Below are 25057 nucleotides of genomic sequence, written 5' to 3'. Positions count from 1 at the left end.
AAGGCCTCACCAAGAAAGAGATCATCCGCTGCCTCAAGCGATACGTCGCCCGCGAGGTCTACGAGGCCCTCACCAACCCCGCCCAACCCCCACCGACCACACCTTGACATCCATAGGAGCATCCCCCGGCCTCCCTCGCCCTGCCCCGCCCCCTCGGCCCACGCGATCTTGCACTTTCGGTCGTCGGTTCGCCTCTGATGCGGCATATGTCGGAGCAGAAAGTGCAAGAACGGCGCGGGTGAGGGGGCGGGCGGGTGAGGGGGTGGGGTTTTCGGGGGTGGTGGATAGGGTTGTGGTGGGGGAACGGGTGGGGACGGGAAAGGGAGTGCGTCGGTGAGGGTTCTGGCGGCGATGTCGGGTGGGGTTGACTCGGCCGTGGCGGCGGCGCGGGCGGTGGCGGCCGGGCACGACGTGACCGGCGTGCACCTGGCGCTGGCCCGCAACCCACAGACCTATCGGACCGGGGCGCGCGGTTGCTGCACCCTGGAGGATTCCCGGGACGCCCGGCGGGCGGCCGACGTGATCGGTATCCCGTTCTACGTGTGGGACATGGCCGACCGCTTCCACGAGGACGTGGTCGACGACTTCGTCGCCGAGTACGCCGCCGGTCGTACCCCGAACCCCTGCCTGCGCTGCAACGAGAAGATCAAGTTCGCGGCGGTGCTGGACCGGGCGGTGGCCCTGGGCTTCGACGCGGTGGTGACCGGGCACCACGCCCGCCTCGGCGCGGACGGGCTGCTGCGACGCAGCGTCGACCTGGCCAAGGACCAGTCGTACGTGCTCGCCGTGCTCACCCGCGAGCAGCTCGACCGGTCGATCTTCCCGCTCGGTGACTCGACCAAGGCGCAGGTCCGTGCGGAGGCCGCCGAGCGTGGCCTGGCGGTCGCCGACAAGCCGGACTCGCACGACATCTGCTTCATCGCCGACGGGGACACCCGCGGCTTCCTGGCCGGTCGCCTCGGTGAGGCGCCCGGCGACGTGGTGGACGCCACCACCGGCGCGGTCGTCGGCAGCCACAGCGGCGCGTACGCGTACACGGTGGGGCAGCGTCGCGGGCTGCACCTGGACCGGCCCGCCCCGGACGGCCGACCGCGCTACGTGCTCTCCATCACCCCGAAGACCAACACGGTGACGGTCGGGCCGGCCGAGGCGCTGGAGGTGTCCGACGTGCACGCCGTCCGTCCGGTCTGGACCGGCGGCGCGCGTCCGGACGCGCCGGTCGAGTGCGAGGTGCAGTTGCGCGCGCACGGCGACGTGGTGCCGGCGACCGTCGCCCTCGACGGTGACCGGCTGCACGCCGAGCTGCGCCGACCGGTACGCGGTGTCGCCGCCGGCCAGGCCGTGGTGGCGTACCGGCCGGACCCGGCCGGCGACGTGGTCCTCGGCTCCGCGACCATCACCGGCTGACCGCACGCGCCGGGTGCCCGCGGGATAGCCTTCGCCAGTGACAGATCAGGCGTGGCAGTGGCCGGCCGGCGCGGCAACCGGAATCGGTTCACTGCCCGGGACCGACATCGGCGAGGCCCAGCGGGTGGTCCTCGGTGAGCTGCCCGAGCTGCCCCACCTGCCCGAGTTGCCGGCCCGTGGCCCCGGCGCGGACATGGTCGGCCGGTCCGCCGGGCTGCTCGTCGAACTGCCCGTCGAGGTGTACGCCGGGCGGTGGCGGGTCGCCCCACGCGCGGGCCGCGACCTGCGCCGGGCCCGTGACCTGATGGAACGCGACCTCGATCAGCTCACCGAGCAGGCCGAGGGATACGCCGGGCCGGTCAAGGTGCAGGCCGCCGGCCCGCTCACGCTGGCCGCCTCCCTGGAGCTGCCGATCGGTGGCCGGCTGTTGCGCGATCCCGGCGCGGTCCGCGACCTCACCGGCTCCCTGGCCGAGGGGCTGCGCGCGCACGTCGCGGCGGTCGCCCGCCGGCTGCCCCAGGCGTCGGTGCTGCTGCAACTGGACGAACCGTCACTGCCGGCCGTGCTGGCCGGGCGGGTGCCGACCGAGAGTGGCTTGGGCGCGTACCGGGCGGTCGAGTCGGTGGACGCCGCCGCCCTGCTGCGCACCGTCGTCGAGGCGGTCGGCGTGCCGACGGTGGTGCACTGCTGCGCCCCGGACGTGCCGTTGGAGCTGATCCGCTCGACCGGTGCCGTCGCTGTCGCCCTCGACCTGGACCTGGTCACCGACCTCGACCCGCTGGGCGAGGCACTCGACGCCGGCCTCGGGCTGTTGGCCGGGGCCGCGCCGACCCGGCCGCCGTCGGCCGGTGGCGCGCCGACCTCCGCCCAGATCGCCGACCGGGTACGCCAACTCTGGGACCGCCTCGGTTTTCCCCGTCGGCAACTCGCCGAGCAGGTGGTGGTCACCCCGGCCTGCGGCCTCGCCGGCGCGACCCCGCAGTACGCCCGGGCCGTGCTCGCCGCGTGCCGGGACGCCGGCCGGCGCCTCGTCGAAGCCTGAGGTTTCCTGTCGTACCGGCTGGGCAGGATGACGGTCATGATTGGACAGCTGCGTTCAGTGGTGCTCGACTGCCCGGATCCGCGGGCGTTGGCGACGTTCTACTCCGAGCTGCTCGGCATCCCCTTCGCCGAGGGTGAGGCCGAAGACGACTGGGTGGTGCTGGGCGGTCCGCCCGGTCACCAGCCACGTCTCGCCTTCCAGCAGGCGCTCAACCTGCGGCCGCCGGCCTGGCCGGACCCGGAGCGCCCACAGCAGTTCCACCTCGACGTGACGGTGGACGACATCGAGGCCGCCGAGAAGGCGGCGCTGGCGCTCGGGGCCCGGCGGCTGCCGGGTGAGGGCGAGGGGTTCCGGGTCTACGCCGATCCGGTCGGCCACCCGTTCTGCCTCTGCTGGGACTGAGCCCGCAGTGGGTTGCGGCGGCCGGGCATGATGGCCGCCGTGATCCACACCTCCGCGCTGCGCGCCTCCGGCTCCCTGTTCGGCCTCGCCTACGGTGACGCGTTGGGCAAGCCGACCGAGTTCCTGACCGTCGCCGAGATCGAGCGCCGGTACGGCCCGGGCGGCCCGCGTGAGCTGTCCGGCGAGCCGGCGCTGGTCACCGACGACACCCAGATGGCGCTGGCGGTGGGTTGGGCGCTGCACGAGACGCCGTCGTTCACGCCGGAGGCGGTGCAGCCACTGCTGCGGCGGCGCTTCCTGGCCTGGGCGGTCAGCCCGGACAACAACCGTGCCCCGGGCATGACCTGCCTGCGTGCCTGCGCCGAACTGAGCCGTGGGGCGCGCTGGCAGGAGGCGACAGTGGTCGGTTCGAAGGGCTGCGGGGCCAACATGCGGGTCACCCCGGTCGGGTTGCTCGACACGGACCTCGACACGCTCGCCGGGTTGGCCCAGTTGCAGGCCGGGCTGACCCACGGCCACCCGACCGGGCTGGCCGCCAGCGAACTCACCGCGTACGCGGTCTTCGCGCTGCGCACCGGCGTCCCGCTGGCCGAGCTTCCCGGGGTGCTCACCGAGCGGGCGCTGTCGCAGCGCCTGGTCTACCAGGAGCGGTGGCTGGGAGACCTCTGGCAGCGCGCCGGTTCCGGTGCTCCTGAGGAGTTCATCGCCCAGGGCTGGGACGACTGCCTGGCGGTGCTGCGCCGACTGACCACCGCCCTGGCCGAGCCGGACGACGGCGCCGACCCGTGTCGGGTCACCGGCGAGGGCTGGGTGGCCGAGGAGGCGCTGGCCACCGCGCTGCTCTGCGCCGTACGGCACGCCGACGATCCGGTTTCGGCGCTGGCCCGGGGGGCGACCACCGCCGGCGACTCCGACTCGATCGCCGCCCTCGCCGGCGCCTTCGTGGGCGCGGCCGTCGGCATGACCGCCTGGCCGCGCGAGTGGGCCGATCGCATCGAGTACGCGGACCAGCTCGCCGCCCTGGGCGCGGCCTGGGACTGACCTCGGGACGGCCCGCCGGCCGTGCGGTTACGCGGCCCGTCGGGCGTGCGGTGAGGCGGCCGCCGGGCGTGCGGTGAAGCGGCCGCCGGGCGTGCGGTGGCGCCCGTCGGGCGTGCGGTGGCGCCCGTCGGGCGTGCGGTGGCGCCCGCCGGGCTTGATCAACTCGGGGTTCTGAAAACCGGGGTGTTCGGGACCTTGGCACACCGCGACTTTCAGGAACCCGAGTCGATCACGGCCGGCCAGCCAGCCAGCCAGCCAGCCAGCCGGGTGGGTGGGTGGGCGGTCGGGCGGTCGGGCACGGGGGTGGCCGAGGGGTCGTCAGGTGGTGGGGAGGTGGCGCAGGCTGCGCACCTTTCGCCACAGGTCGGCGTCGCAGCGACCGGCGTGGTCGGCGAAGGCTGCCGGGTTGAGTCGGATCGGCTCGGTGAGGCTGAGGTAGCTGTCGTGCTCCGCGCCGGGGTCCCAGTCCCGGGTGGGAATCCGGACGTGGTCGTCCCGGTCGCTCTTGTCCTGACTGGTGATCTTCAGGACGTCGGCGCCCTTGGAGTCCGCGCGCAGCACCAGGCACGGGCGTACCTTCGACCCGCTGCCGTCGGCGTACGGCACGTCGGCCCACCAGATCTCACCGGGCGCGGGGGTGTCGTCGTGCCGGTCGGCGTCGCGGCGGCGCGACGGGGTGGACGGGCGCTCGCCACCCCGGGGGCGTGGCGGGCTGGGACGACGCCCGCCGGTGCTGGCCCGACCCGGCCGGGTGCCCGGACGTCGGTTGGTCACCCGGTGCCGCCAACTGTTCCACGCCCAGCCGGCGACCACCGCCAGCAGGATCGCCACCGCCCAGAGCAGTGCCTCGGGCATCCGTACCTCCGCCTCCCGGTCGCATCGTTCGGCGATCCTTGCACGTCGTGGCCCGTGCCGCCTGCCAACCACACCGCGGCTGCCCGATCACCCCGAGCCGCCGTCCGGGCCCCACCTGATCATCTGGTGGTTGGTCAGGTTCGGCTCGTCGACACCCACCGGGCATCCCGGCTGAGGGCGACGTCGCTCCCGGCGCGGGCGGGCGACGGATTGTCCCACCGGCCCGATACGGTGCCGGAGTAGCGTGATCAGGGAGGTCGCAGGCGTGTCCGAAGGTGGCGGTGTGTCCGAGGAGCAGATCGGTCAGCAGGTCAGCCCGGCGCAGGAGGCGGCGGCCGGGGCCGAGCCGACGCCGCAGGCCCGGGAGCGGCATGCCGCCCTCAGCCAGGAGTTGACCGAGCACCAGTACCGCTACTACGTCCTGGACGCGCCGACCATCCCCGACGCCGACTTCGACAGGCAGTTGCGCGAGCTGGAGGCGCTGGAGGCCCAGTTCCCGGCGCTGCGGACGCCCGACTCGCCGACCCAACGGGTGGGCGGCACGTTCTCCACCGACTTCACCCCGGTCACCCACGCCGAACGGATGCTGTCGCTCGACAACGCCTTCGCCGACGAGGAGTTGGCGGCCTGGGCCGAGCGGGTCGAACGGGACGCGGGCGGCCCGGTGCCCTACCTGTGCGAGCTGAAGGTCGACGGGTTGGCGATCAACCTGACCTACGAGAAGGGTCGACTGGTCCGGGCCGCCACCCGCGGCGACGGGCGCACCGGTGAGGACGTCACCGCCAACGTGCGCAGCATCCGGGACGTGCCCAGCCAGCTCACCCCGTCCGCCGAGTTCCCGGACATTCCCGAGCTGGTGGAGGTCCGGGGCGAGATCTACTTCCCGATCGCCGCGTTCGCCGATCTCAACGCGGGTCTGGTGGAACAGGGCAAGGCACCCTTCGCCAACCCGCGCAACGCCGCCGCCGGCAGCCTCCGGCAGAAGGATCCACGGGTCACCGCCACCCGGCCACTGCGCCTGGTGGTGCACGGCATCGGCGCCCGCCGGGGCTTCCAGCCCACGGCGCAGTCCGAGTCGTACGCCGCGCTCAAGTCCTGGGGGTTGCCCACCAGCGACCGGTGGCGGGTCGTCCCGGACCTGGCCGGTGTCGCCGAGTTCATCGCCTACTACGCCGAGCACCGGCACGATGTCGAGCACGAGATCGACGGGGTGGTGGTCAAGGTCGACCCGGTCTCCATCCAGGGCCGGCTCGGCTCGACCAGTCGCGCGCCACGGTGGGCGATCGCCTTCAAGTACCCGCCGGAGGAGGTCACCACCAAGCTGCTCGACATCGACGTGAACGTGGGGCGCACCGGCCGGGTCACTCCGTTCGCCGTGCTCGAGCCGGTGCGCGTGGCCGGTTCCACAGTCGCGCTCGCCACCCTGCACAACGCCCGTGAGGTGGAGCGCAAGGGCGTGCTGATCGGCGACACGGTGGTGCTGCGTAAGGCCGGCGACGTGATTCCCGAGGTGCTCGGCCCGGTGGTCGACCTGCGGCCCGTCGACGCCCGGCCGTTCGTCATGCCGACCAGTTGCCCCGCCTGCGGCACGCCGCTCGCCCCGTCGAAGGAGGGCGACGTCGACATCCGCTGCCCCAACACCCGTAGCTGCCCGGCGCAGTTGCGGGAGCGGGTGTTCCACCTCGCCGGCCGGGGCGCGTTCGACATCGAGGTGCTCGGTTACAAGGGTGCGGCAGCCCTCCTCGACGCGGAGATCATCAGCGACGAGGGCGACCTGTTCCAGCTCGACGCCGAGCAGCTGTCCCGCTCACCGTTCTTCGTCAACAAGGACGGCAGCCTGGGCAGCAACGCCACCAAGCTGTTGGACAATCTCGCGGTCGCCCGGGAACGGGACCTCTGGCGGGTGCTGGTGGCGCTCTCCATCCGGCACGTCGGCCCGACGGCGGCCCAGGCGCTCGCCCGGCACTTCCGTTCCATGGACGCCATCGACGCGGCCTCGGAGGAGGAGTTGTCCTCCGTCGACGGGGTCGGTCCGACCATCGCGGCCAGCATCCGGGAGTGGTTCGCGGTGGACTGGCACCGCGAGGTGGTCCGCAAGTGGGCCGAGGCCGGCGTACGGATGGCCGAGGAGGCGGTCGACGAGGGGCCGCGCCCGCTGGAGGGGCTGACGGTGGTGGTGACCGGCACCCTCGCCGGGTTCTCACGCGATCAGGCCGCCGAGGCCGTGCAGAGCCGGGGCGGCAAGGTCAGCGGGTCCGTCTCCAAGAAGACGAGCTTCGTGGTGGTGGGGGACAACCCCGGCTCGAAGGCCGACAAGGCCGCCAGCCTCAAGGTGCCGGTGCTCGACGAGGACGGGTTCCGGCTGCTGCTGGACGCGGGCCCGGACGCCGCGCGGGACGTCGCTCAGCTGGGCGGTTGACCCCGCCGACGGCTGGCCACGGCGACTGGCCGCGTATACCAACTTAATTACGACTACGACCGATTCGTGACTGTCATACCGGGAAACTGGGGGCCGAGGGCGTTTCATTGGGTCACGGCGTGCGCACCGGCACGCCACTGGTCGGTCGGGAGGTGTGGTGGAGGTCGCCGACCCACGCAACTCGCTTCCTGCGGGACGGGTCGCACCGTTCGCCGCCTTCGTCGCCAGCATCCTGGCGGTCGCCGCGCTGACCGCCGCCGTTCCACTCGCGACGCTCCCCGACGACCTGCCCCGGCTGCCGGTGGCCTTCTGGACGATGGCCGCGCTCGCCGTGGTCTGCGACGCGCGCCCGTTCGTGCCACCCGGGCGCCGGCAGACGTCGGCGGTGTTCCCGTCCACCTGCTTCACCTTCGCGATCCTGCTCGGCTGGGGTCTCGGCCCGGCGGTGATGGTGCAGGCGGTGGGGGTGGTCGTCTCGGGTTGGCGGATGCGGCACGCCGCGTGGCGTACGGCGTTCAACGTCGGCCAGTACGCGTGTGCCCTCGCCGCCGCGTACGGGGTGATCCAACTCGGGTCGGGCACGATCTTCTCCGGCGGGCGGTTGCACTGGACCGACGTGGCCGTTGTCGGCGGCGCCGCGCTGGCCTGGTTCGTCGTCAACTACGGGTTGGTCAGCTGGGCGGTGCGGCTGCGGTTCGGCGATCGCTGGTGGCCCACCGTCCGTCAGGGCCTCGGCTTCGAGCTGCTCTCCACCGGCTCACTGCTGCTTCTCGCCCCGGTGCTGGTCGCCGCGGCGCGGGTCAGTGCCGCGCTGATTCCGCTGGTGCTGGTGCCGCTCTTCGCCGTCTACCGGATGGCGCGGCTGACAAACGAACAGCAGCACCTCGCCGCCGCCGACCCGCTGACCGGGCTGCCCAACCGCAAGGCCCTGCTCGCCGAGGTGGCGGAGCAGGTGCACGTGCACGCCGAGCGGACCGCCCGCGGTGAACCCGACGGGCAGTTGGCGCTGCTGCTGCTCGACCTGGACCGCTTCAAGAACGTCAACGACGCCCTCGGGCACGCCGTGGGTGACCGGCTGCTGGTCGAGGTCAGCGCCCGGCTCACCGACGTGCAGCCCCGGCCGCAGATGATCGCCCGGCTCGGTGGTGACGAGTTCGCCATCGTGATGACCGGGCTGAGCGACGTGGGTCAGGCGCGGGAGTTGGCCGACCGGGTCGTCCAGGCGCTGGCCGAGCCGGTGCCGCTCGACGGACTGCCGTTGGACGTGGGCGGGTCGATCGGGATCGCCCTCTTCCCCGAGCACGGCGAGGACTTCGCCACCCTGATGCGCCACGCCGACGTGGCGATGTACGACGCCAAACACCGCAACGACACGGTGGCCGTGTACGCCCCGGAGTCCGACCACAACTCCGCCGAGCGACTCGGCCTCCTCGCCGACCTGCGCCGCGTGCTGGAGGCCAGCCCGTCGGCCGAGGCGCCGGCCGACGCCGAGCCGGCTGTTGAGGCCGAGCCGGCTGTTGAGGCCGAGCCGGCTGTCGACGTACCAGTTGTCGCGACGGCGGAGGTGCGCGGCGGTGACGGGGCGGCGCTGCCCAGCGCGGCGCCGGCCCGGCCCGCGTCAGCCGCGGACCCGGCGCTCGCCGCGGCGACGCGGCACGGTGGCCGGTGGTGGGTGCGCCGCCGACGCACCGACGCCGAGCTGCTGCACTCCGACGAGCTGATCAACCAGATCGCCACCGGTGCCGACCCGATCCGGGGCCGCAACGCCCGGGCCACCGTCGACGGCACCCGTTCGGGCTCGGTCCGGGAGCGGCGCGCCGGGGGCGGGAACGGCCGCCGGTCCCCGAACGGGAGCGCGGTGGGCAGGGGACGTGGCGGGGCGCGCCGGGACGTCGGGCCGGGTACGCCCGGTCAGCCGCTCGAACCGACCGGGTGGGCGCACGCTGACGACGAACCGGCCGACGACGCCGGGGAAATCACCATGTACTACCAGCCGCAGATCGCCATCGCGACAGGTGAGGTGGTCGGCGTCGAGGCCCTGCTGCGGTGGCGACACCCCCGGCGGGGCATGGTCGACCCGGAGGAACTCATCCGGGTCGCCGAGCAGAGCGCCGTGATGCGACTGCTGACCCGTCGGGTCGTCGACGACGTGGTGGAGCAGCTCGCCAAGTGGTCGGCGGCCGGCATCGGCCTGCGCGCGGCGCTGAACGTGAGCGTGCGCGACCTGCACACCGGCGAGATCGCCGATCAGATCGCCGACCGGCTGGCCCGCTACGGGGTGCCGGCCGACCGGTTGCAGGTCGAGATCACCGAGGGGGCGTTGATGGCCGACCCGCGCCGGGTGCTGGCCACCATCTCCCAGCTGCACCGGATCGGGGTGGCCATCTCGCTGGACGACTTCGGCACCGGCTACTCCTCGCTGCAGCATCTGCGCCGCCTGCCGCTGTCCGAGGTGAAGGTGGACCGGTCGTTCGTCCTCGGCATGGCCGACGACGCCGACGACGCGGCGATCGTCCGGTCGATGATCGAGCTGGCCGGCGCGCTGGGGTTGCGGGTGGTCGCCGAGGGTGTCGAGGACGAGCGGACCTGGCGGATGCTGCACGCCGCCGGCTGCGACGCCGCCCAGGGCTGGTTCTACGCCCGGCCGATGCCGGCCGAGGAGTTGGTCACCTGGCTGGCCCGGTACCGGCCGGTCCGCCCGACCGGCGGGCACCCGCAGCCCGACGTCGCCCGCCGCCCCACCCGCTGACCCGGCACGAGGGCGGGGGAGGGGGGGAGTCGGGGACGCGGCACCGGAGCGGAACAATAGACTCGCTCCGGTCACCGCGTGTCACGCTCCACCTGTCGCGCGGCCGGCACACCGCCCGACCAGCAGGAATTCAGAAGGGGGCACGGATGGCCGCCATCTCCCGCGAGGAGGTCGCGCACCTGGCGCGCCTGTCGCGGCTCGCCGTCACCGAGGAGGAGCTGGACATGTTCGCCGGCCAGCTCGACGTGATCCTCCAGGCGGTCGCCCAGGTCGGCGAGGTCGCCGCCGCGGACATCCCGCCGACCTCGCACTCGGTGCCGCTGACCAACATCTTCCGCGAGGACGTCGTCACGCCGTGTCTGACCCCGCAGGAAGCGCTGTCGGGCGCGCCCGACGCCGAGGACCAGCGGTTCCGCGTACCGCGGATCCTGAGCGAGGACGTGGCCTCATGAGCGAGCGGCAGCGAGCGAATCGTCGGTGCAGCGCCGTGGTGCCTCATGGCGTCGCGGAGCGAAGCGGAGTGACGGCATGAGCGATCTGACCAAGATGACCGCGACGGAGATCGCGAGCCTGGTCGCCGGGGGCGAGACCTCCGCTGTCGAGGTGACCCAGGCGCACCTGGACCGGATCGCCGCGGTCGACGAGCGGGTGCACGCCTTCCTGCACGTGGACACCGAGGGCGCGCTCGCCGCGGCCCGCGCGGTGGACGAGCGTCGGGCGGCCGGCGAGGTGTTGGGCCCGCTCGCGGGTGTGCCGGTCGCGGTCAAGGACGTGCTCGCCACCCGGGGTGTGCCGACCACCGTGGGGTCGAAGATCCTGGAGGGCTGGCGCCCGCCGTACGACGCGACGATCGTGCAGCGGCTGCGCGAGGCCGGCACGGTGATGCTCGGCAAGACCAACATGGACGAGTTCGCGATGGGTTCCTCCACCGAGTACTCGGCGTACGGCCCGACGCACAACCCGTGGGACCTGAGCCGGATCCCGGGTGGCTCGGGTGGTGGTAGCGCCGCCGCGCTGGCCGCGTACGAGGCGCCGCTGGCGATCGGCTCGGACACCGGCGGCTCGATCCGTCAGCCCGGCGCGGTCACCGGCACGGTGGGTGCCAAGCCCACCTACGGCGGCACCTCCCGCTACGGGTTGGTGGCCTTCTCGTCGTCGCTGGACACCCCCGGTCCGTGTGCCCGCAACGTGCTCGACGCGGCCCTGCTGCACCAGGTGATCGGTGGGCACGACCCGATGGACTCGACGTCGATCCCGCAGCCGGTGCCGGACGTGGTGGCGGCGGCGAAGCTCGGCGCGACCGGTGACCTGACCGGTGTGCGGCTCGGCATCGTGAGCGAGTTCGTCGGCGAGGGCGCCGAGCCGGGTGTGATGGCGGCGTTCCGCGAGTCGGTGGACGCGCTGACCAAGATGGGCGCCGATGTCGTCGAGGTGTCCTGCCCGACGTTCGCGTACGCGCTGCCGGCGTACTACCTGATCGCCCCGAGCGAGTGCTCCTCCAACCTGGCCCGGTTCGACGGTGTCCGGTTCGGCCTGCGGGTCGGCGACGACGGCAACCGGTCGCTGGAGGAGGTCATGTCGCTGACCCGGGAGGCCGGCTTCGGCCCGGAGGTCAAGCGCCGCATCATGATCGGCACGTACGCGCTGTCGTCGGGTTACTACGACGCGTACTACGGGCAGGCGCAGAAGGTCCGGACGCTGATCACCCGGGACTTCAACGCCGCGTTCGAGCGGGTCGACGCGCTGATCTCGCCGACCACCCCGTCGGTGGCGTTCCCGATGGGCGCGCGGACCGCCGACCCGTACCAGATGTACCTGGCCGACCTGTACACGATCCCGACGAACCTGTACGGCGGGCCGGGCATCTCGGTGCCGTGCGGGCTCTCCGAGGGGCTGCCGGTCGGTTTGCAGGTGATGGCCCCGACGATGGCCGACGACCGGATGTACCGGGTCGCCGCCGCGTTGGAGTCCGCCGTCGGCACGTTCACCCCGCCGGCGCTCTGAGGGCGGGCGGGATGCTGACGCGGATCGAGATCGACGGGTTCAAGTCGTTCCGTGATTTCTCGTTGGACATCCCGCCCTTCCTTGTGATCATCGGACGGAATGCGGCAGGCAAGTCGAACCTGTTCGACGCTATCCAGTTCCTCGGTCGACTGGCTGGCGACCCGGTCCTCGAAGCCGCCCAACACATGCGTGGCGACATCGTGGACCTGTTTCACAAGCACACCGACGGATCCTCGGTCGAGGTGATGTCGTTCGCTGTGGAAGTGCTGCTGGACAGGTCGGTCACCGACGCGTTCGGCGACACGGCCGAAGTCAATCATTCGCGACTTCGCTACGAGTTGACGCTTGAACTCAGGTCGACCGGTCACAGCGGGACGCAGCGGCCGTATGTCCTCCGTGAGGCGGTTCGGAGAATCCGGCGCGCCGATGACACCTGGGTCGCCCGGTTCGACGCCGAGCAGCGTAAGCGGTTGGCGGCCTACCGCACCGGCGCCGATCCGTTGGAGACGGAGCAGGACGAGCAGAACCGGCCGGTCTTCAGCATCAGGCAGCAGGGCAATCAGGGGCGTAAGCGTCGCCTTCCCGCGACGGCTGCCACCGCAACCGTCCTGTCCAGCCTGACCACGGCCACAGACTTCCCCCTGCTGTACGCGCTCAAGCGGGAGATGCAGTCGTGGCGTCTGCTGCACCTGGATCCCAGCGCGCTGCGCGCCCCTGATTCCTACGATGACCCCGACGGCCTCGCCGCCAACGGAGGTCACCTGGCCAACACGCTGCGGCGGTTGGCGGATGAGACCGGCAGTGACGACAGGCCGGAAGGGGCGCTGAACGACCTCTCCGCCGACCTGGCCGCCGTCATCCCGGGTGTCATCCGGGTTCGTCTCACTGAGGATGAAGCCCGCCGGCAGCGGCAGGTGGAAGTGCTGACCCGAGAGGAAGCGCCGTTCTCGGCCAGGGTGGCCTCGGACGGCACCCTCCGGGCGATCGCCCTCCTGGCGGCGCTGTACGACCCGAGGGGTGCCGGTCTCATCTGTTTCGAAGAGCCTGAGAACGGCATCTTTCCGCAACGGCTGGCACAGTTCGTCAGGTACCTCCGGAACCTCGTCGAACGGGCCATCGACGCGAGAACCGAGGGCGCTGCTCTGACCCAGCTCATCCTGAGCAGTCACTCGCCGGCGATCCTGCGGGCGCTGGAACCCGCCCAGGCTCGGACGCGGACCGACGCCGTCTTCATGGACGTTGTCAGTCGCGTCCAACGCGGCCAGGCCCGTAGTCGGGTCAGTCGGTGGAGATCGATTGCCGGGGCCCAGCAGCTTACGATCGACGACGCGTTTGATGTCGGAAGCGTGGTGAGCCCGAGGGAGATTGCCGAGTTCGAGGTCATGGCGGAGTTGGACGACTGATGCGCTATCTGACCTCCGCGTTGGTCTCCGAGGGCGTCACCGATGATCAGTTTCTTCCCAGGTTGCTTGCCAGGGCGTTGACCGAGATCTGCTTGACCGAATTCGAGGACGCGGTCGAGGTCGCTGACGTCCAGCCGTTACGCGACCGAAAAGGCCCGTGCTCGATAGCTGATGTCATCGGGCTCGTCGAGCAGAATCCGGCAAGCTTTTCCCTGATCTTCTTTCATCACGATCAGGGCGCCAACTCCGAGCGAACTGCCGCGGAGTGGCTGCGACCGCTGCGTGAGGCGTGGGGGGAGCGTGCGGAGCAACTGGTAGCAGTGGTTCCGGTGCGCGAGACGGAGGCGTGGCTTCTAGCGGATGGTGATGCACTGCGAAGTGCTCTCGGCGTCAGGTGGACCGATGCTGAGATGGGGCTTCCTGCACAGCCGCGACTGGTGGAGCGAGTGACCGATCCCAAGAGCGCGCTCAACAGCGTGATGGGCCGGGTGAGCCGTTCAACCACCGACCACTACGGCCAACTTGGCGAGTTGGTCTCGCTAACTCGTTTGCAGGGGGTGCCCGCGTACCAACGGTGGTGGGCCGACACCCGCGACGCGCTGATGCGGCTGGGTTACCGCTCGGCCTGACCCAAGGTCGGGTTGGTGAGGTAGCGGCGGGCCCGTTGGGTGGCGCGCCACTGCTGGTAGAACACCACCGCCCAGGCCGCCGCCCCGAGTCCGGCGACCCAGCGGTTAGCCGTCCGATCGGTGCCGACGGCGAGCAGCACCTGCATCGCCAGGGCCACAACGAGGACCCAGGGCAGCCACCGCCGACGTACCTGCTGCTCTGCCTCCTTGCGGGCCAACGCGTCGATCCGCGGATCGGGGCTCCGCCCGTCGCGCAGTGCCGCCTTCACCCGCCGCAGGCTGGTCGGGTCGGCGCCGTCCGACGGTCTTCTGCTCAGCAACGCGTTCACCAGCAGTGCGATGGCGACGCCCACCGCTGCGGGTAGGAGGAACAGCAGCGGCAGCAGGCCGCCGGCGTTCCGTTTCCCGTCGGCGATCAGAACCCCGACGGCGAACGCGGCCGGGACGCTGGCCAGCAGCAGCACCACGGCAGCCAGGGTCAGCCGGTTTGATCGCCGTCGGGCCACCGCGATCAGCCGGGCGCGTTCCGTCTCCGTCGGTTCGTCTCCCGTGTTCGTCACGGTCGATACCTACCCCGTGGGCCGTCTCGATACGCCGGGGCGTGGGCCGGTTGCCGGGTGTTCTTGAAACCCCAGCGAAGCCGGGAGCGGCAACCCCATTAGGCTGGACAGGTTCTGTCCGGATCGCGCCTGGAGCGTCTCATGACCACGACACTGCCCGCGTACGACGAGGTCGTCGCGCGCTTCGAACCGGTGATCGGCCTGGAGACCCACGTCGAGCTGGGCACGAACACCAAGATGTTCTGTGGGTGCCCGACCGACTTCGGTGGCGAGCCCAACACCCGGGTCTGCCCGGTGTGCCTGGGTCTGCCCGGCTCGCTGCCGGTGGCCAACAAGGCGGCCATCGAGGCGATCATCCGGATCGGTCTCGCGTTGAACTGCTCGATCGCGCAGTGGTGCCGGTTCGCCCGGAAGAACTACTTCTACCCGGACATGCCGAAGAACTTCCAGATCAGCCAGTACGACGAGCCGATCTGTGTCGACGGTTACCTGGACGTCGAGGTCGGCGGCGAGACGGTGCGGATCGAGATCGAGCGGGTGCACCTCGAGGAGGACACCGGCAAGACGCTGCACGTCGGCGGTGCCACCGGCCGCATCCACGGCGCGACGGAGTCGCTTGTCGACTACAACCGGGCCGGCATCCCGCTCGTCGAGATCGTCACCAAGCCGATCACCGGCACCGGTGCGCTCGCCCCCGAGGTGGCCAAGGCGTACGTCGCCGAGCTGCGCGACGTGATCCGCACCCTCGGCGTCTCCGACGTGCGGATGGAGGAGGGTTCGCTGCGCTGTGACGTGAACACCTCGCTGAACCTGCCGGGCGCGGAGTGGGGCACCCGTACCGAGACGAAGAACGTCAACTCGCTGCGGTCGGTGGAGCGGGCGGTCCGCTCGGAGATGCTGCGGCAGGCGTCGGTGCTGGACGCGGGCGGCCGGATCACCCAGGAGACGCGCCACTTCCACGAGGACACCGGCGACACCACCCCGGGTCGCTCGAAGGAGACGGCGACCGACTACCGGTACTTCCCGGAGCCGGACCTGGTGCCGATCGCGCCGGACCCGGCCTGGGTGGCCGAGCTGAAGGCCGCCCTGCCGGAGCTGCCCCGGGTGCACCGGCGTCGGCTCCAGGAGCAGTGGGGCCTGTCGGACCTGGACATGCAGTCGGTGTTGAACGCCGGCGCGGTCGAGCTGATCGAGGCCACCGTGGCCGCCGGCACCACCCCGGCGGCGGCCCGCAAGTGGTGGCTGGGTGAGCTGTCCCGGCGGGCCAACGAGAGCGGCGTGGAGCTGGCCGAGATCGGCGCCACCCCCGCCCAGGTCGCCGAGCTGCAGGGGCTGGTCGACGCCGGCAAGCTCAACGACAAGATGGCTCGCACGGTGTTGGAGGGTGTGGTCGACGGTGAGGGCTCGCCCACCGAGATCATGACCAGCCGTGGCCTGGAGGTCGTGTCGGACACCGGCGCGCTCACCGCCGCCGTGGACGAGGCGATCGCCGCGAACCCCGCCATCGCCGACAAGATCCGCAGTGGCAAGGTCGCGGCGGTCGGCGCGCTGGTCGGCGCGGTCATGAAGACCACCCGCGGGCAGGCCGACGCGAAGACCCTGCGGGAGTTGATCCTGGAGCGCCTCGGCGTCCAGGGCTGAGACCCACCCGACGCCAAAGCGTCGATCATGAGGTTGACGGCGGTTTGAAGATCGACGACTGCCGTCAACCTCATGATCAACATGTACTGCACCCCTCGCGAGGGCGTCAACGGTGACGCCTGGATGGAGTTTCCGTGACCCGGCACGACCTTGATGTCCTCGACGAGATCCAGCGGCGGGTGCTCTGGCTCGCCACCCGGATCGTGGACGCCGCCAACCATGACCGGGCCACCGGCGACGGTGTGAAGGTCGGCGGCCACCAGGCGTCCAGCGCCTCGCTGGTCACCGCGATGACCGCGCTCTGGTTCGCGCACCTGGACGCCGAGGACCGGGTCGCGGTGAAGCCGCACGCCTCCCCGGTGTTCCACGCCATCCAGTACCTGCTCGGCAACCTGGACCGCTCCTACCTGCCCCGGCTGCGGGCCCGGGGCGGCCTTCAGTCGTACCCGTCGCGCACCAAGGATCCGGACGAAGTGGACTTCTCCACCGGTTCGGTCGGCCTGGGCGCGGCGGCGCCGCTGTTCGCCGCCGCGACCCGCCGCTACGTCGACGCGCACTTCGGCGTCCGGCCGCACTCCCGGTTCGTGGCGCTGATCGGCGACGCCGAGTTGGACGAGGGCAACATCTGGGAGGCGGTCGCCGACCCGGCCACCACCGGCCTGGGCAACGTCATGTGGCTCGTCGACTTCAACCGGCAGTCGCTGGACCGGGTCGTCCCCGGCATCCGGATCAACCAGTGGCGGGGCCAGTTCGAGGCGGCCGGCTGGCACGTCGTCGAGGTCAAGTACGGCCGTAAGCTCGCCGAGGCGTACGCCCGCCCGGGTGGGGAGGCGTTGCGGGACTGGATCGACGCGATGCCCAACGAGCAGTACCAGTCGCTGTTCGGGCTGACCGGGCCGGCGCTGCGCAAGCAGTTCCTGGACGGCGCGCCGGCCGGGATCGCCGAGCTGATCGCCGGCATCACCGACGAGGACCTCGGCCCGCTCGTCACCGACCTGGGCGGGCACGACCTGCAGGCGATGCTGGACGCGTACGCCCAGTGCGACGCGGTCACCGACCGGCCCAGCGTCGTCTTCGCGTACACGGTGAAGGGTTGGGGTTTGCCCATCGCCGGCAACCCGCGCAACCACTCGGCGCTGCTCAGCACGGAGCAGGTCGACGCGTTGCGCGCCGCGCAGGGGCTGACCTCGGAGACCGAGTGGGACCGCCTCGACCCGGCCTCACCGGCCGGGATCCGGGCCGGCGCCCGCCGGGAGGCGCTGTCCCGCGCGCCCCGCGAGCGCGCGCTGGGGGTCACCGTCCCGGAGAGCACGGGAGTACGCGCAACCAAGCCGATCTCCACCCAGGAGGTCTTCGGTCGGGTGCTGGTGGACCTGGCCCGGGACCGGGAGGTGGGCCGCTACCTGGTGACCACCGCACCGGACGTGGCCACCTCCACCAACCTGGCCGGGTTCATCAACAAGACCGGGGTGTTCGCCCCCACCGAGCAGCGATCCTGGACCGAGGACCGGATGCTGCGCTGGACCGAGAGTCCCGCCGGGCAGCACATCGAGCTGGGCATCTCGGAGATGAACCTGTTCCTGCTGCTCGGCCAGCTCGGGCTCTCCTGGGACCTGTCCGGGCAGCCGCTGCTGCCGGTGGGCACCGTCTACGACCCGTTCGTGCTGCGCGGCCTCGACGCGTTCCTCTACGGGACCTACTCCGGCTCCCGGTTCGTGGTGGCCGGCACCCCGTCCGGCATCACCCTCGCCCCCGAGGGTGGCGCCCACCAGTCCACCATCACCGCGTCGGTCGGCCTGGAACTGCCCGGGGTGACCTTCGTCGAGCCGGCGTACGCGGCCACCCTCGACTGGCTGCTCTGCGACGCGCTCGGGCAGATCGCCGGTGGGTCGGCCCCGGCCGCGACCGCCGCGCCCGCTGAGGACGGCGCGTACTACTTCCGGTTGAGCACCCGACCGCTGGACCAGGCGCCGTTCGAGGCGGCCCGGGCGCGGCTCGGCGACGCGGTGCTGCGCCGGCAGGTCGTCGCCGGGGCGTACCGGCTGGTCGACGCGCACCAGGCGTACCCGCACCTGGTCGACGCCCCGGTGGTGCAACTGGCCGCCTCCGGCGCGGTGCTGCCCGAGGTGCTGGCCGCCGCCGCGGAGCTGGCCGACGAGGGCATCGCCGCGCACGTGGTGGACGTGACCTCGCTGGACCGGCTCTACCGGGCCTGGCAGCGCACCCTGCGGCAGGGCGTACGGACGGCCACGGTGCCCAGCGTGCCGGGCGCGCTGCGCTCCGCGTTCGTCGACCGGGTGCCGGTGGTGACAGTGCACGACGCCGCGTCGCACGCGATGGCCTGGCTCGGTTCGGCCGTCGGCGCGCCGGCGGTGCCGCTCGGGGTGGACCAGTTCGGCCAGTCCGGCAGCGTCGCCGACCTGTACGAGCTGCACGACCTGCTGCCCGGCAGCATCGTCAACGCCGCGCTGGCCGCGATCGCCCTGCGCTGACCCGTCCGCGCCCGCCGGCGTGGGCTCAGCCGGTCGGGGTGGGCGTGGGTGTGGGGGTCTGTGTGGCGGGCACACCCCCGCTCGGGGTGGGCGTCGGCGTGGCGGAGACACCGGCGTTCGGGTTCTCCACCAGGCGTCGTTCCAGGTTGACCTGGGCCTGGCCGGTGCCGCCGACGGTGATCGTGTCGTACGCCTGGAGCATCTTCTGCTGGTCGAAGTAGAGCACGCTCATCGACAGCGGGGTGGGCTTCTCGCCCTCCAGGCCGCGCAGCCCGGCACCGCCGGTGGAGCCCTCCACCATCAGCGTGGTGGGCTGCTGCCCGGGTGTCTCGGGCAGCTTGGACACCTGGCGGGCGTGGGTGTGCCCGGCCAGCACCAGCGGGCAGGTGCCGGCGAGCGGCCCGGCCGACGCCGGGTCGTGCACGAGAGCGATGTTGACCGGTCGCGGTGAGTTGCGGATCGTCGCGGCGAGCTGGTTGCCGGCCCCGATCACCTGGTCGGCCACCTGTTGGGTCAGTCCGCTGCCGGCCGGGGAGGTGTTCTTGTCCGGGGTGAAACGCGGGTCGCCGATGCCGGCGATGGTCAGCCCGGCGACGGTCGTGGTGGTGTTGTTCAGCACTATCGCGTTCGGCTGGCGGGCGACCGCGGCGGCGGTCTTGCCGGAGTCGTGGTTGCCCCGGATGAAGACGTACGGCTTCTTCAGCACGCCGATCGAGCCGACGAAGGAGGCCTCCGGTTCGCTGCCCCAGTCGGTGATGTCCCCGGTGTCGATCACCACGTCGATGCCGAACTGCTCCACGACCGTCCGGATCAGCTGCCAGCCGGTCGGGTTGAGGTGCATGTCGGAGACGTGCAGCACCCGCGTGGTGCCGGGGGTCGGCTCCAACAGCGGAAGCGCCGAGACGGTGGTGTAGAGCTGGCTGACGTTGCCGACCAGCCGCTGCAACTGCTCCGCGTACTTGGTGTAGTCGTTGGCGATCCGGCGGGCGTCACCGACGATGGCCGGCGCGTTCACCAGCAGCCCCTCGTAGCGCGGCTCCTCGATGGCCTGCGGCCGGAGGGTCGCCGCCGCCGTGCCGAGGCTGCCGGCGGTGACCAGCAGCGCCAGCCCACCCGCCCAGGCGGTGCGCCGGACGTTGCGGAAGATCAGCCCGGCCAGGATCAACGTGACCAGCACCGACGCGCCGAGGGTACGCAGGCCGAGGCGCATCACCCCGGAGCGGACGTCCTCCACGGCGCTCTGGCTGGCCCGGCTGATGCTGGCCGGGTCGTCGATCAGCGCCTCGGTGCGCCCCTGGTCGAGCGCGCCCAGCCGAACGGTGAGGTGGGTCGGCCCGCTGTGGCTGTCGAGCAGCAGCGCGCCCAGCGGCGGGATGTCGACGGTGGTGCCGCCGTCGCGGGCGGGGGAGATGCTGAGGTTGGCCCGGAACGGGCCGATGTCGGTGCTCACCTGACCACCGGCCAGCACCCCGAGCACCGCCCCGGCCAGGGCCACGGCGAGGACGGCGACGACCAGCCCGAGGCGGCGCAGCGGGCCGGCGGCACCGGCCCACCGACTCGGGCGCGCCCGATCGTCGCCGGTCACCGGGTCGTCCCGGTCATCGGCGTCGTCGTTTCGCTCGTCGCGTTGCCCGTCCATGCTGAAAGTCTGGCCTGCCCGTCGGAAGATCTTGGTAAACCTGAACGGATGGTGACGGAATCAGCTGCGCCCGCCGTCGCCGCCCGCGAAGACCACCCGCAGCAGCCGGTCGTCGTCGCCTGCCGGGTCGCCCCGCCCGTCGTGGTTGGAGGTGCTCACCCAGAGTGACCCGTCCGGTGCCGCTGCCACCGCGCGCAGCCGGCCGTAGCGGTTGGTGAGCAGCTCACTGGGCTGACCGAGCAGCGTCCCGGTGTCGGTCAGCTCCATCACCCAGAGGCGCTTGCCGCGCAGGCAGCCGGTGACCAGCAGCTGGTCGGTGGCGGCCAGCCCGGAGCAGGACGCGTCCGAGGTCGGCCACTGCGCGATCGGGTCGGTGAACCGCTTGTCGCCGGCCTTACCCTCGACCTCCGGCCAGCCGTAGTTGCCGCCCTTGGTGATCTGGTTGACCTCGTCCCAGGTGTTCTGGCCGAACTCGACGGCGTACATCCGCTTCGCGGCGTCCCAGGTGAAACCCTGCACGTTGCGGTGCCCCATGGACCAGACCGGGGAGTTGGGGTACGGGTTGCCGGCGGCGGGCTTGCCGTCCGGGGTGACCCGGAGGATCTTGCCGCCGAGGCTCTTCACGTCCTGCGAGAGCGGGCGCTGACCGGCGTCACCCGTGCTGACGTAGAGCTGTTTGTCCGGGCCGAAGCCCAGCCCACCGCCGTTGTGCACGTTGGCCTTGGGAATGCCGGTGAGGATCGGGGTGGGCTGCCCGCCGAGTTGCAGCCGGGCGACCCGGTTGTCCCGTTCGGCGGTGTAGTAGACGAACACCGTCCGGTCCCGGGCGTAGTCGGGGGAGACGGCGATGCCGAGCAGGCCGCCCTCGCCCGCCGCCGCCACGTCGGGGATGGTCTGCACCGGTCGGACCCGCAGCCCGTCCGGCCCTGACTCGGGGCCGACCTGGAGGATCCGGCCGTTGTCCCGTTCGGTGACCAGCGCGCCGCCGTCCGGGAGGAAGGCGATGGCCCACGGCACCCGCAGGCCCTTGGCGAGCACTGTCGCCACCGCCTGCTGACCGCTGCCGCCGGGGCTCGCCGACGCGGACGGGGTCGGCAGGTTGGGCGGTTCGCCGGCCGGGTCGGGCTCCGGCTCACCGAAGCTGCAACCGGCGGTGAACAGCAACGCCGCGCAGGACGCCGCGAGAGCCGCCCGGAGGCGGCGGATGCGAGGGTACGGGGGACGGGCGCTCACCCGGCCCAGGGTAGCCCGCCGCGCGGCCCGACCGGGCCGTCGAGATCCAACGGGTGCCAAACGGACCCACCGGACGGGTGCCGGTGGACCGGTCAGCGGGCCCGTACGGCCAGCAGCGCGGTGTCGTCCTCGCGGTGTCGGATCGAGGTGAGCAGCAGGTCGCAGAGGTCGTCGAGGGGCAGCGTGTGAGTGCCGGCCAGGCGGCCCATCAGTTCGGCCAACCCGTCGTCGATGGACCGGTCCCGCCGTTCGATCAGCCCGTCGGTGTAGAGCAGCAGGGTGTCACCGGTGGCCAGACTGGTCGAGTGGCTGCTCCGCCGCACCGGGCGGGCCAGGCCGAGCAGCGGCTCCGGCGTCGCCGCCAGGACCTCCACCGCCCCGCCGACGCGGACCACCAGGGCCGGCGGATGCCCGGCGTTGGACCAGGTCACCTCGTGCGCACCGGCGCGCTGCGGACAGATCCGCACCAGCGTCGCGGTGGCGGCGATCGGCAGCCGAAGGCCACGGATGGCGGCGTCGAGGTCGCTCATCAGGGACCCGACCGCGTCCGGCCGGCCGAAGGCGTTGCCCCGCACCAGGTTGCGCAGCTGGCCCATGGTCGCCGCGGCCTCGATGTCGTGCCCGGCCACGTCCCCGATCGCCGCGATCACGTCGCCGTCGGGCTGCACGAAGGCGTCGTACCAGTCGCCGCCGACCTCCACCCGGTCGGCCGCCGGCTGGTAACGGGCCGCCAGCTCCAGCTCCGCCACCACCGGCAGCCGGGGCAGCATGCTGTGTTGCAGCACCTCGGCGACGTGCCGCTGCTCGCCGTACATCGAGCTGTTGCCGACGGCCTGGCCGGCCCGGCGGCCGATGTCCACCGCGGTCAGCAGGTCCCGGTCGTCGAACTGCTGACGGTGCCCGTCGTTCACGAGGGTGATCGCCCCCAGCACCGTGCCGCCGACACCCCGCACCGGCACGCTCAGGTAGGAGGCGATGCCCAGCCGGCCGGCGATGGAGACCATCTCCGGGTGGATGGTGCCCCGCTCCACGTCGGCCAGGGACGCCATGCTGCCGAGCCGGGGCTGGCCGGTGCGCAGCACCGCCCGGACTATCGAATCGGGGCCCAGCCCGGTGCGCAGCAGCTCACCGAAGCGGTCGACGTCCGCGGCGCGGGCCGGGTCCCGGTGCACCGAGACCACCTCACGGGGCAGGCCGGTCGGCCCGATCAGGGTGAGCAGGCACCAGTCGGCGAGCAACGGCACCATGGTGGCGGCGAGCCGGCGCAGGGCGACGCCCACGTCCAGGGTGCCGGCCAACGTCTCACTCACCCCGGCCAGCAGCTCCAGCCGTTCGTGCGCCTGCACCACCCGCCGCCGCGCCTCCTGCGCGCCGTCGAGCGCGATCCGCAGGCGCAGCTCCGACGAGCAGGCGGCGGCCAGGTCGGCCAGGGTCCGCAGTTGGGCGGCGGTCCAGGCGCGCGGTTTGCTGTCGATGGCGCAGAGCGAGCCGAGCACCCGACCGGAGAGGTCGGTCAGCGGCATCCCGGCGTAGGCGACCACGCCGAGGTCGTCGATGGCCAGGTTGTCCCGCACGCGCGGGTAGAGCCGGGCGTCCGGCAGCACCATCGGCACCTCGATGTCCACCACGTGCTGACAGAACGAGTGACTCAGCGGAGTCTGCCGGCGCTGCGACCAGGGCTCGGGCAGACCGACCGCGCCGGGGAAGAACTGCCGGTCGGCGGAGACCAGCGAGACCAGCGCCACCGGCACGTCCAACAGGTCGCTGACCAACCGGGCGAACCGGTCGAACGCTTCGTCCGGAGCGGCGTCCAGCCCGGTGTCGGCGAGCGCGCGCAACCGCGCTGGGTCGCCGAGCGCCGAGGGGGGCGCGATCGGTCGCCGGGGGGAGGCGGGGGAGCCGTCGGTCATCGTGCACCTGTCTGCCGGGCGGAGGAGGACGGCCCTCCGACCCTTCCTTATACCTCGCGAGGGCCCGGCTCGAACCTCGCTGTGCTGAGTCTCGCCCGCCATGGCCCCGTGCGCCACCGCCCGAACGCCGGTTCACCGCCGTGCCCGCACCGTCCGCGCCGTCGGGGACTATCGTCGGCGGACGTGAAGGTATGGATTCCGCACCAGGCCGGCCTGAACCTCCTGGGCGAGCTGCCCCCGGACGTGACGGTGGAGGTCTTCGAGCACACCGACCGGATGCCGTCCGAGGCGGCCGGCGTCCGCTTCTGGGTGCCGCCGTTCCTGGGCGGCTCGGACGGGACGACGGTGCTGGGTGAGCTGCCCGACCTGGCGGTGGTGCAGCTGCTCTCCGCCGGGGCGGACGCCTGGGCCGGCCGGACCCCGCCGGCTGTCACGCTCTGCGACGCCCGGGGCGTGCACGACCCCGCCACCGCCGAGTGGGTCGTCACCGCGATCCTCGCCCAGCTGCGGGCGTTCCCGGCGTTCGTCCGCGCCCAGGCCGAGCGGCGTTGGGCGTACGCGGAGCACACCCCTACCGATGAGCTGACCGGCAAGCGGGTGCTGATCGTCGGCGCCGGCTCGATCGGCACCGCGGTGTGCGACCGGCTCGCCCCGTTCGACGTGAGCTTCACCCTGGTCGCCAGGACGGCCCGGCCGGAGCAGGGGGTGCACGCCGTCGAGGAGCTGCCCCGGCTGCTGCCCGACGCGGACGTGGTGGTGGTGCTGGTGCCGCTCACCGACCAGACCCGTGGCCTGATCGACAAGGCGTTCCTGGCGGCGATGCCGGACGGCTCGCTGTTGGTCAACGCCGCCCGGGGGCCGGTGGCGCACACCGATGCGCTCGTCGCCGAGCTGGGCACCGGTCGGATCTCGGCGGCGCTGGACGTCACCGACCCGGAGCCGCTGCCCGCCGACTCCCCGCTCTGGACCATGCCGAACGTGCTGCTCACTCCGCACGTGGGCGGGTCGGTGCGGGGGTTGCTACCGCGTGCCTACCGACTGGTGGGCGATCAGGTGCGCCGCTTCGCCGCCGGGCAACCGCTGATCAACACGGTGGTCGACGGCTACTGACCGGGCGCGTCCGCCGGGGCGCCCGGCAGCGGCTGGCCGGTTGCCGCGACCAGCCGGGGCAGGTCCGCCCCGCGGACGGCCGGCAGGGTGACCTGCTGGCCGTCGTCCAGCCGGGCCACCGCCCGCCCCCGCTGGTCGGTGGCCAGCTCCAGGACCTGCTCCCAGCCGATCCGGCGTTGCCCGACCAACGCCCGCAGGCGCAGCTCCCGCGCGTCGGCGTCGGTGCCGGCCCGCCAGGCCCAGACCGCGACGGCGAGCGGGACGAGCAGCACCGGCAGCAGGTAGGCCCGGGCGTTGGCCAGCGGCAGGGCGCCGACGAAGGCGATGATCGCGGCCACCAGGATGGCTTGGTTGTACCGGAAACGGACCGTGTCGGGCTTACTCACCCTCCGATGATCCCACTCCGTGCCGTTTCGGCTCGCGGCGGGCGGTGCCACCGGCCGGGGGTACGCCGTACAGTGACACCGGTCGTTGTTTTCCCTGAGTAACCGGCAAGTAACCACTTCGGCCGTCCATCGTTG

19 protein-coding genes are annotated in these 25057 nt (G+C 72.3%); 13 read left to right on the top strand and 6 right to left on the bottom strand.

Features of this window, described 5'->3' with window-relative positions; genetic code table 11:
- The first annotated feature begins 333 nt into the window (after positions 1-333).
- The 4 genes from mnmA to QCZ28_RS29670 are packed head-to-tail and all read left to right on the top strand — an operon-like array spanning position 334 to position 3892.
- Positions 334-1407 carry a tRNA 2-thiouridine(34) synthase MnmA gene (gene mnmA, locus QCZ28_RS29685; RefSeq protein WP_036412479.1) on the top strand — a complete coding sequence of 358 codons (1074 nt, stop codon included), beginning with the start codon at positions 334-336 and terminating at the stop codon, positions 1405-1407.
- Between the two features lie 37 nt (positions 1408-1444).
- On the top strand, positions 1445-2449 hold the full coding sequence (locus tag QCZ28_RS29680) for a methionine synthase (protein ID WP_279519708.1): 1005 nt from the start codon (positions 1445-1447) through the stop codon (positions 2447-2449).
- A gap of 36 nt (positions 2450-2485) precedes the next feature.
- Positions 2486-2851 carry a VOC family protein gene (locus QCZ28_RS29675; protein WP_279519707.1) on the top strand — a complete coding sequence of 122 codons (366 nt, stop codon included), beginning with the start codon at positions 2486-2488 and terminating at the stop codon, positions 2849-2851.
- A gap of 27 nt (positions 2852-2878) precedes the next feature.
- Positions 2879-3892 carry an ADP-ribosylglycohydrolase family protein gene (locus QCZ28_RS29670; RefSeq protein ID WP_279519706.1) on the top strand — a complete coding sequence of 338 codons (1014 nt, stop codon included), beginning with the start codon at positions 2879-2881 and terminating at the stop codon, positions 3890-3892.
- Positions 3893-4210: 318 nt separating this feature from the next.
- Here QCZ28_RS29670 and QCZ28_RS29665 read toward each other — a convergent pair whose 3' ends face one another.
- Positions 4211-4747 carry a type II toxin-antitoxin system PemK/MazF family toxin gene (locus QCZ28_RS29665; protein ID WP_279519705.1) on the bottom strand — a complete coding sequence of 179 codons (537 nt, stop codon included), beginning with the start codon at positions 4745-4747 and terminating at the stop codon, positions 4211-4213.
- Between the two features lie 283 nt (positions 4748-5030).
- On the opposite strand from QCZ28_RS29665, the gene ligA reads away from it, so the two are divergent.
- The 6 genes from ligA (at position 5031) to QCZ28_RS29635 (ending at position 13951) form a co-directional block, all read left to right on the top strand.
- A complete protein-coding gene (gene ligA / locus QCZ28_RS29660) occupies positions 5031-7166 on the top strand; it encodes an NAD-dependent DNA ligase LigA (protein ID WP_279519704.1) in 2136 nt (711 codons plus the stop codon).
- A gap of 157 nt (positions 7167-7323) precedes the next feature.
- On the top strand, positions 7324-9915 hold the full coding sequence (locus QCZ28_RS29655; RefSeq protein WP_279519703.1) for a GGDEF domain-containing phosphodiesterase: 2592 nt from the start codon (positions 7324-7326) through the stop codon (positions 9913-9915).
- A 146-nt stretch (positions 9916-10061) separates the two neighbouring features.
- The gene (gene gatC, locus QCZ28_RS29650; protein ID WP_088946529.1) at positions 10062-10367 is read left to right on the top strand and encodes an Asp-tRNA(Asn)/Glu-tRNA(Gln) amidotransferase subunit GatC; all 306 of its coding nucleotides are present in this window, start codon (positions 10062-10064) and stop codon (positions 10365-10367) included.
- Positions 10368-10443: 76 nt separating this feature from the next.
- Complete coding sequence (gene gatA, locus QCZ28_RS29645) at positions 10444-11919, top strand: Asp-tRNA(Asn)/Glu-tRNA(Gln) amidotransferase subunit GatA (RefSeq protein ID WP_279519702.1); 1476 nt, start codon at positions 10444-10446, stop codon at positions 11917-11919.
- An 11-nt stretch (positions 11920-11930) separates the two neighbouring features.
- Positions 11931-13322 (top strand): AAA family ATPase, encoded by a 1392-nt coding sequence (locus tag QCZ28_RS29640; protein WP_279519701.1) that lies wholly within the window; start codon positions 11931-11933, stop codon positions 13320-13322.
- The gene (locus QCZ28_RS29635; RefSeq protein ID WP_279519700.1) at positions 13322-13951 is read left to right on the top strand and encodes a DUF4276 family protein; all 630 of its coding nucleotides are present in this window, start codon (positions 13322-13324) and stop codon (positions 13949-13951) included. The genes QCZ28_RS29640 and QCZ28_RS29635 overlap by 1 nt, the downstream gene beginning before the upstream one ends.
- Here QCZ28_RS29635 and QCZ28_RS29630 read toward each other — a convergent pair.
- A complete protein-coding gene (locus QCZ28_RS29630) occupies positions 13936-14511 on the bottom strand; it encodes a hypothetical protein (protein WP_279519699.1) in 576 nt (191 codons plus the stop codon). The two genes, QCZ28_RS29635 and QCZ28_RS29630, sit on opposite strands and share 16 nt — an antisense overlap.
- A 141-nt stretch (positions 14512-14652) precedes the next feature.
- Between QCZ28_RS29630 and gatB the strand changes: the two genes are divergently transcribed.
- Entirely contained in the window at positions 14653-16152 is a 1500-nt protein-coding gene (gene gatB / locus QCZ28_RS29625) for an Asp-tRNA(Asn)/Glu-tRNA(Gln) amidotransferase subunit GatB (protein ID WP_279519698.1), read from the top strand.
- 134 nt (positions 16153-16286) lie between these two features.
- Positions 16287-18644: a pyruvate dehydrogenase gene (locus QCZ28_RS29620; protein WP_279519697.1), complete on the top strand. Its 2358-nt coding sequence runs from the start codon at positions 16287-16289 to the stop codon at positions 18642-18644.
- Positions 18645-18669: 25 nt separating this feature from the next.
- Here QCZ28_RS29620 and QCZ28_RS29615 read toward each other — a convergent pair whose 3' ends face one another.
- From QCZ28_RS29615 to QCZ28_RS29605, 3 genes are all read right to left on the bottom strand, one after another.
- Complete coding sequence (locus tag QCZ28_RS29615; RefSeq protein ID WP_279519696.1) at positions 18670-20283, bottom strand: metallophosphoesterase; 1614 nt, start codon at positions 20281-20283, stop codon at positions 18670-18672.
- 60 nt (positions 20284-20343) lie between these two features.
- A complete protein-coding gene (locus tag QCZ28_RS29610; RefSeq protein WP_279519695.1) occupies positions 20344-21516 on the bottom strand; it encodes a PQQ-dependent sugar dehydrogenase in 1173 nt (390 codons plus the stop codon).
- Positions 21517-21608: 92 nt separating this feature from the next.
- Positions 21609-23426, bottom strand: coding sequence for a GAF domain-containing SpoIIE family protein phosphatase (locus tag QCZ28_RS29605; protein ID WP_279519694.1), 1818 nt, complete (start codon positions 23424-23426; stop codon positions 21609-21611).
- Between the two features lie 183 nt (positions 23427-23609).
- Between QCZ28_RS29605 and QCZ28_RS29600 the strand changes: the two genes are divergently transcribed.
- Positions 23610-24536, top strand: coding sequence for a 2-hydroxyacid dehydrogenase (locus QCZ28_RS29600; RefSeq protein WP_279519693.1), 927 nt, complete (start codon positions 23610-23612; stop codon positions 24534-24536).
- Here QCZ28_RS29600 and QCZ28_RS29595 read toward each other — a convergent pair.
- Positions 24530-24922 (bottom strand): PH domain-containing protein, encoded by a 393-nt coding sequence (locus tag QCZ28_RS29595; RefSeq protein ID WP_030337191.1) that lies wholly within the window; start codon positions 24920-24922, stop codon positions 24530-24532. The genes QCZ28_RS29600 and QCZ28_RS29595 overlap by 7 nt on opposite strands.
- Positions 24923-25057: the final 135 nt, after the last annotated feature.

The sequence above is a fragment of the Micromonospora sp. DH14 genome (assembly GCF_029809455.1).
Classification (GTDB): domain Bacteria; phylum Actinomycetota; class Actinomycetes; order Mycobacteriales; family Micromonosporaceae; genus Micromonospora; species Micromonospora parva.
Note: the sequence above shows the minus strand (reverse complement) of the source record. Positions and strands in the feature narration are given on the sequence as shown.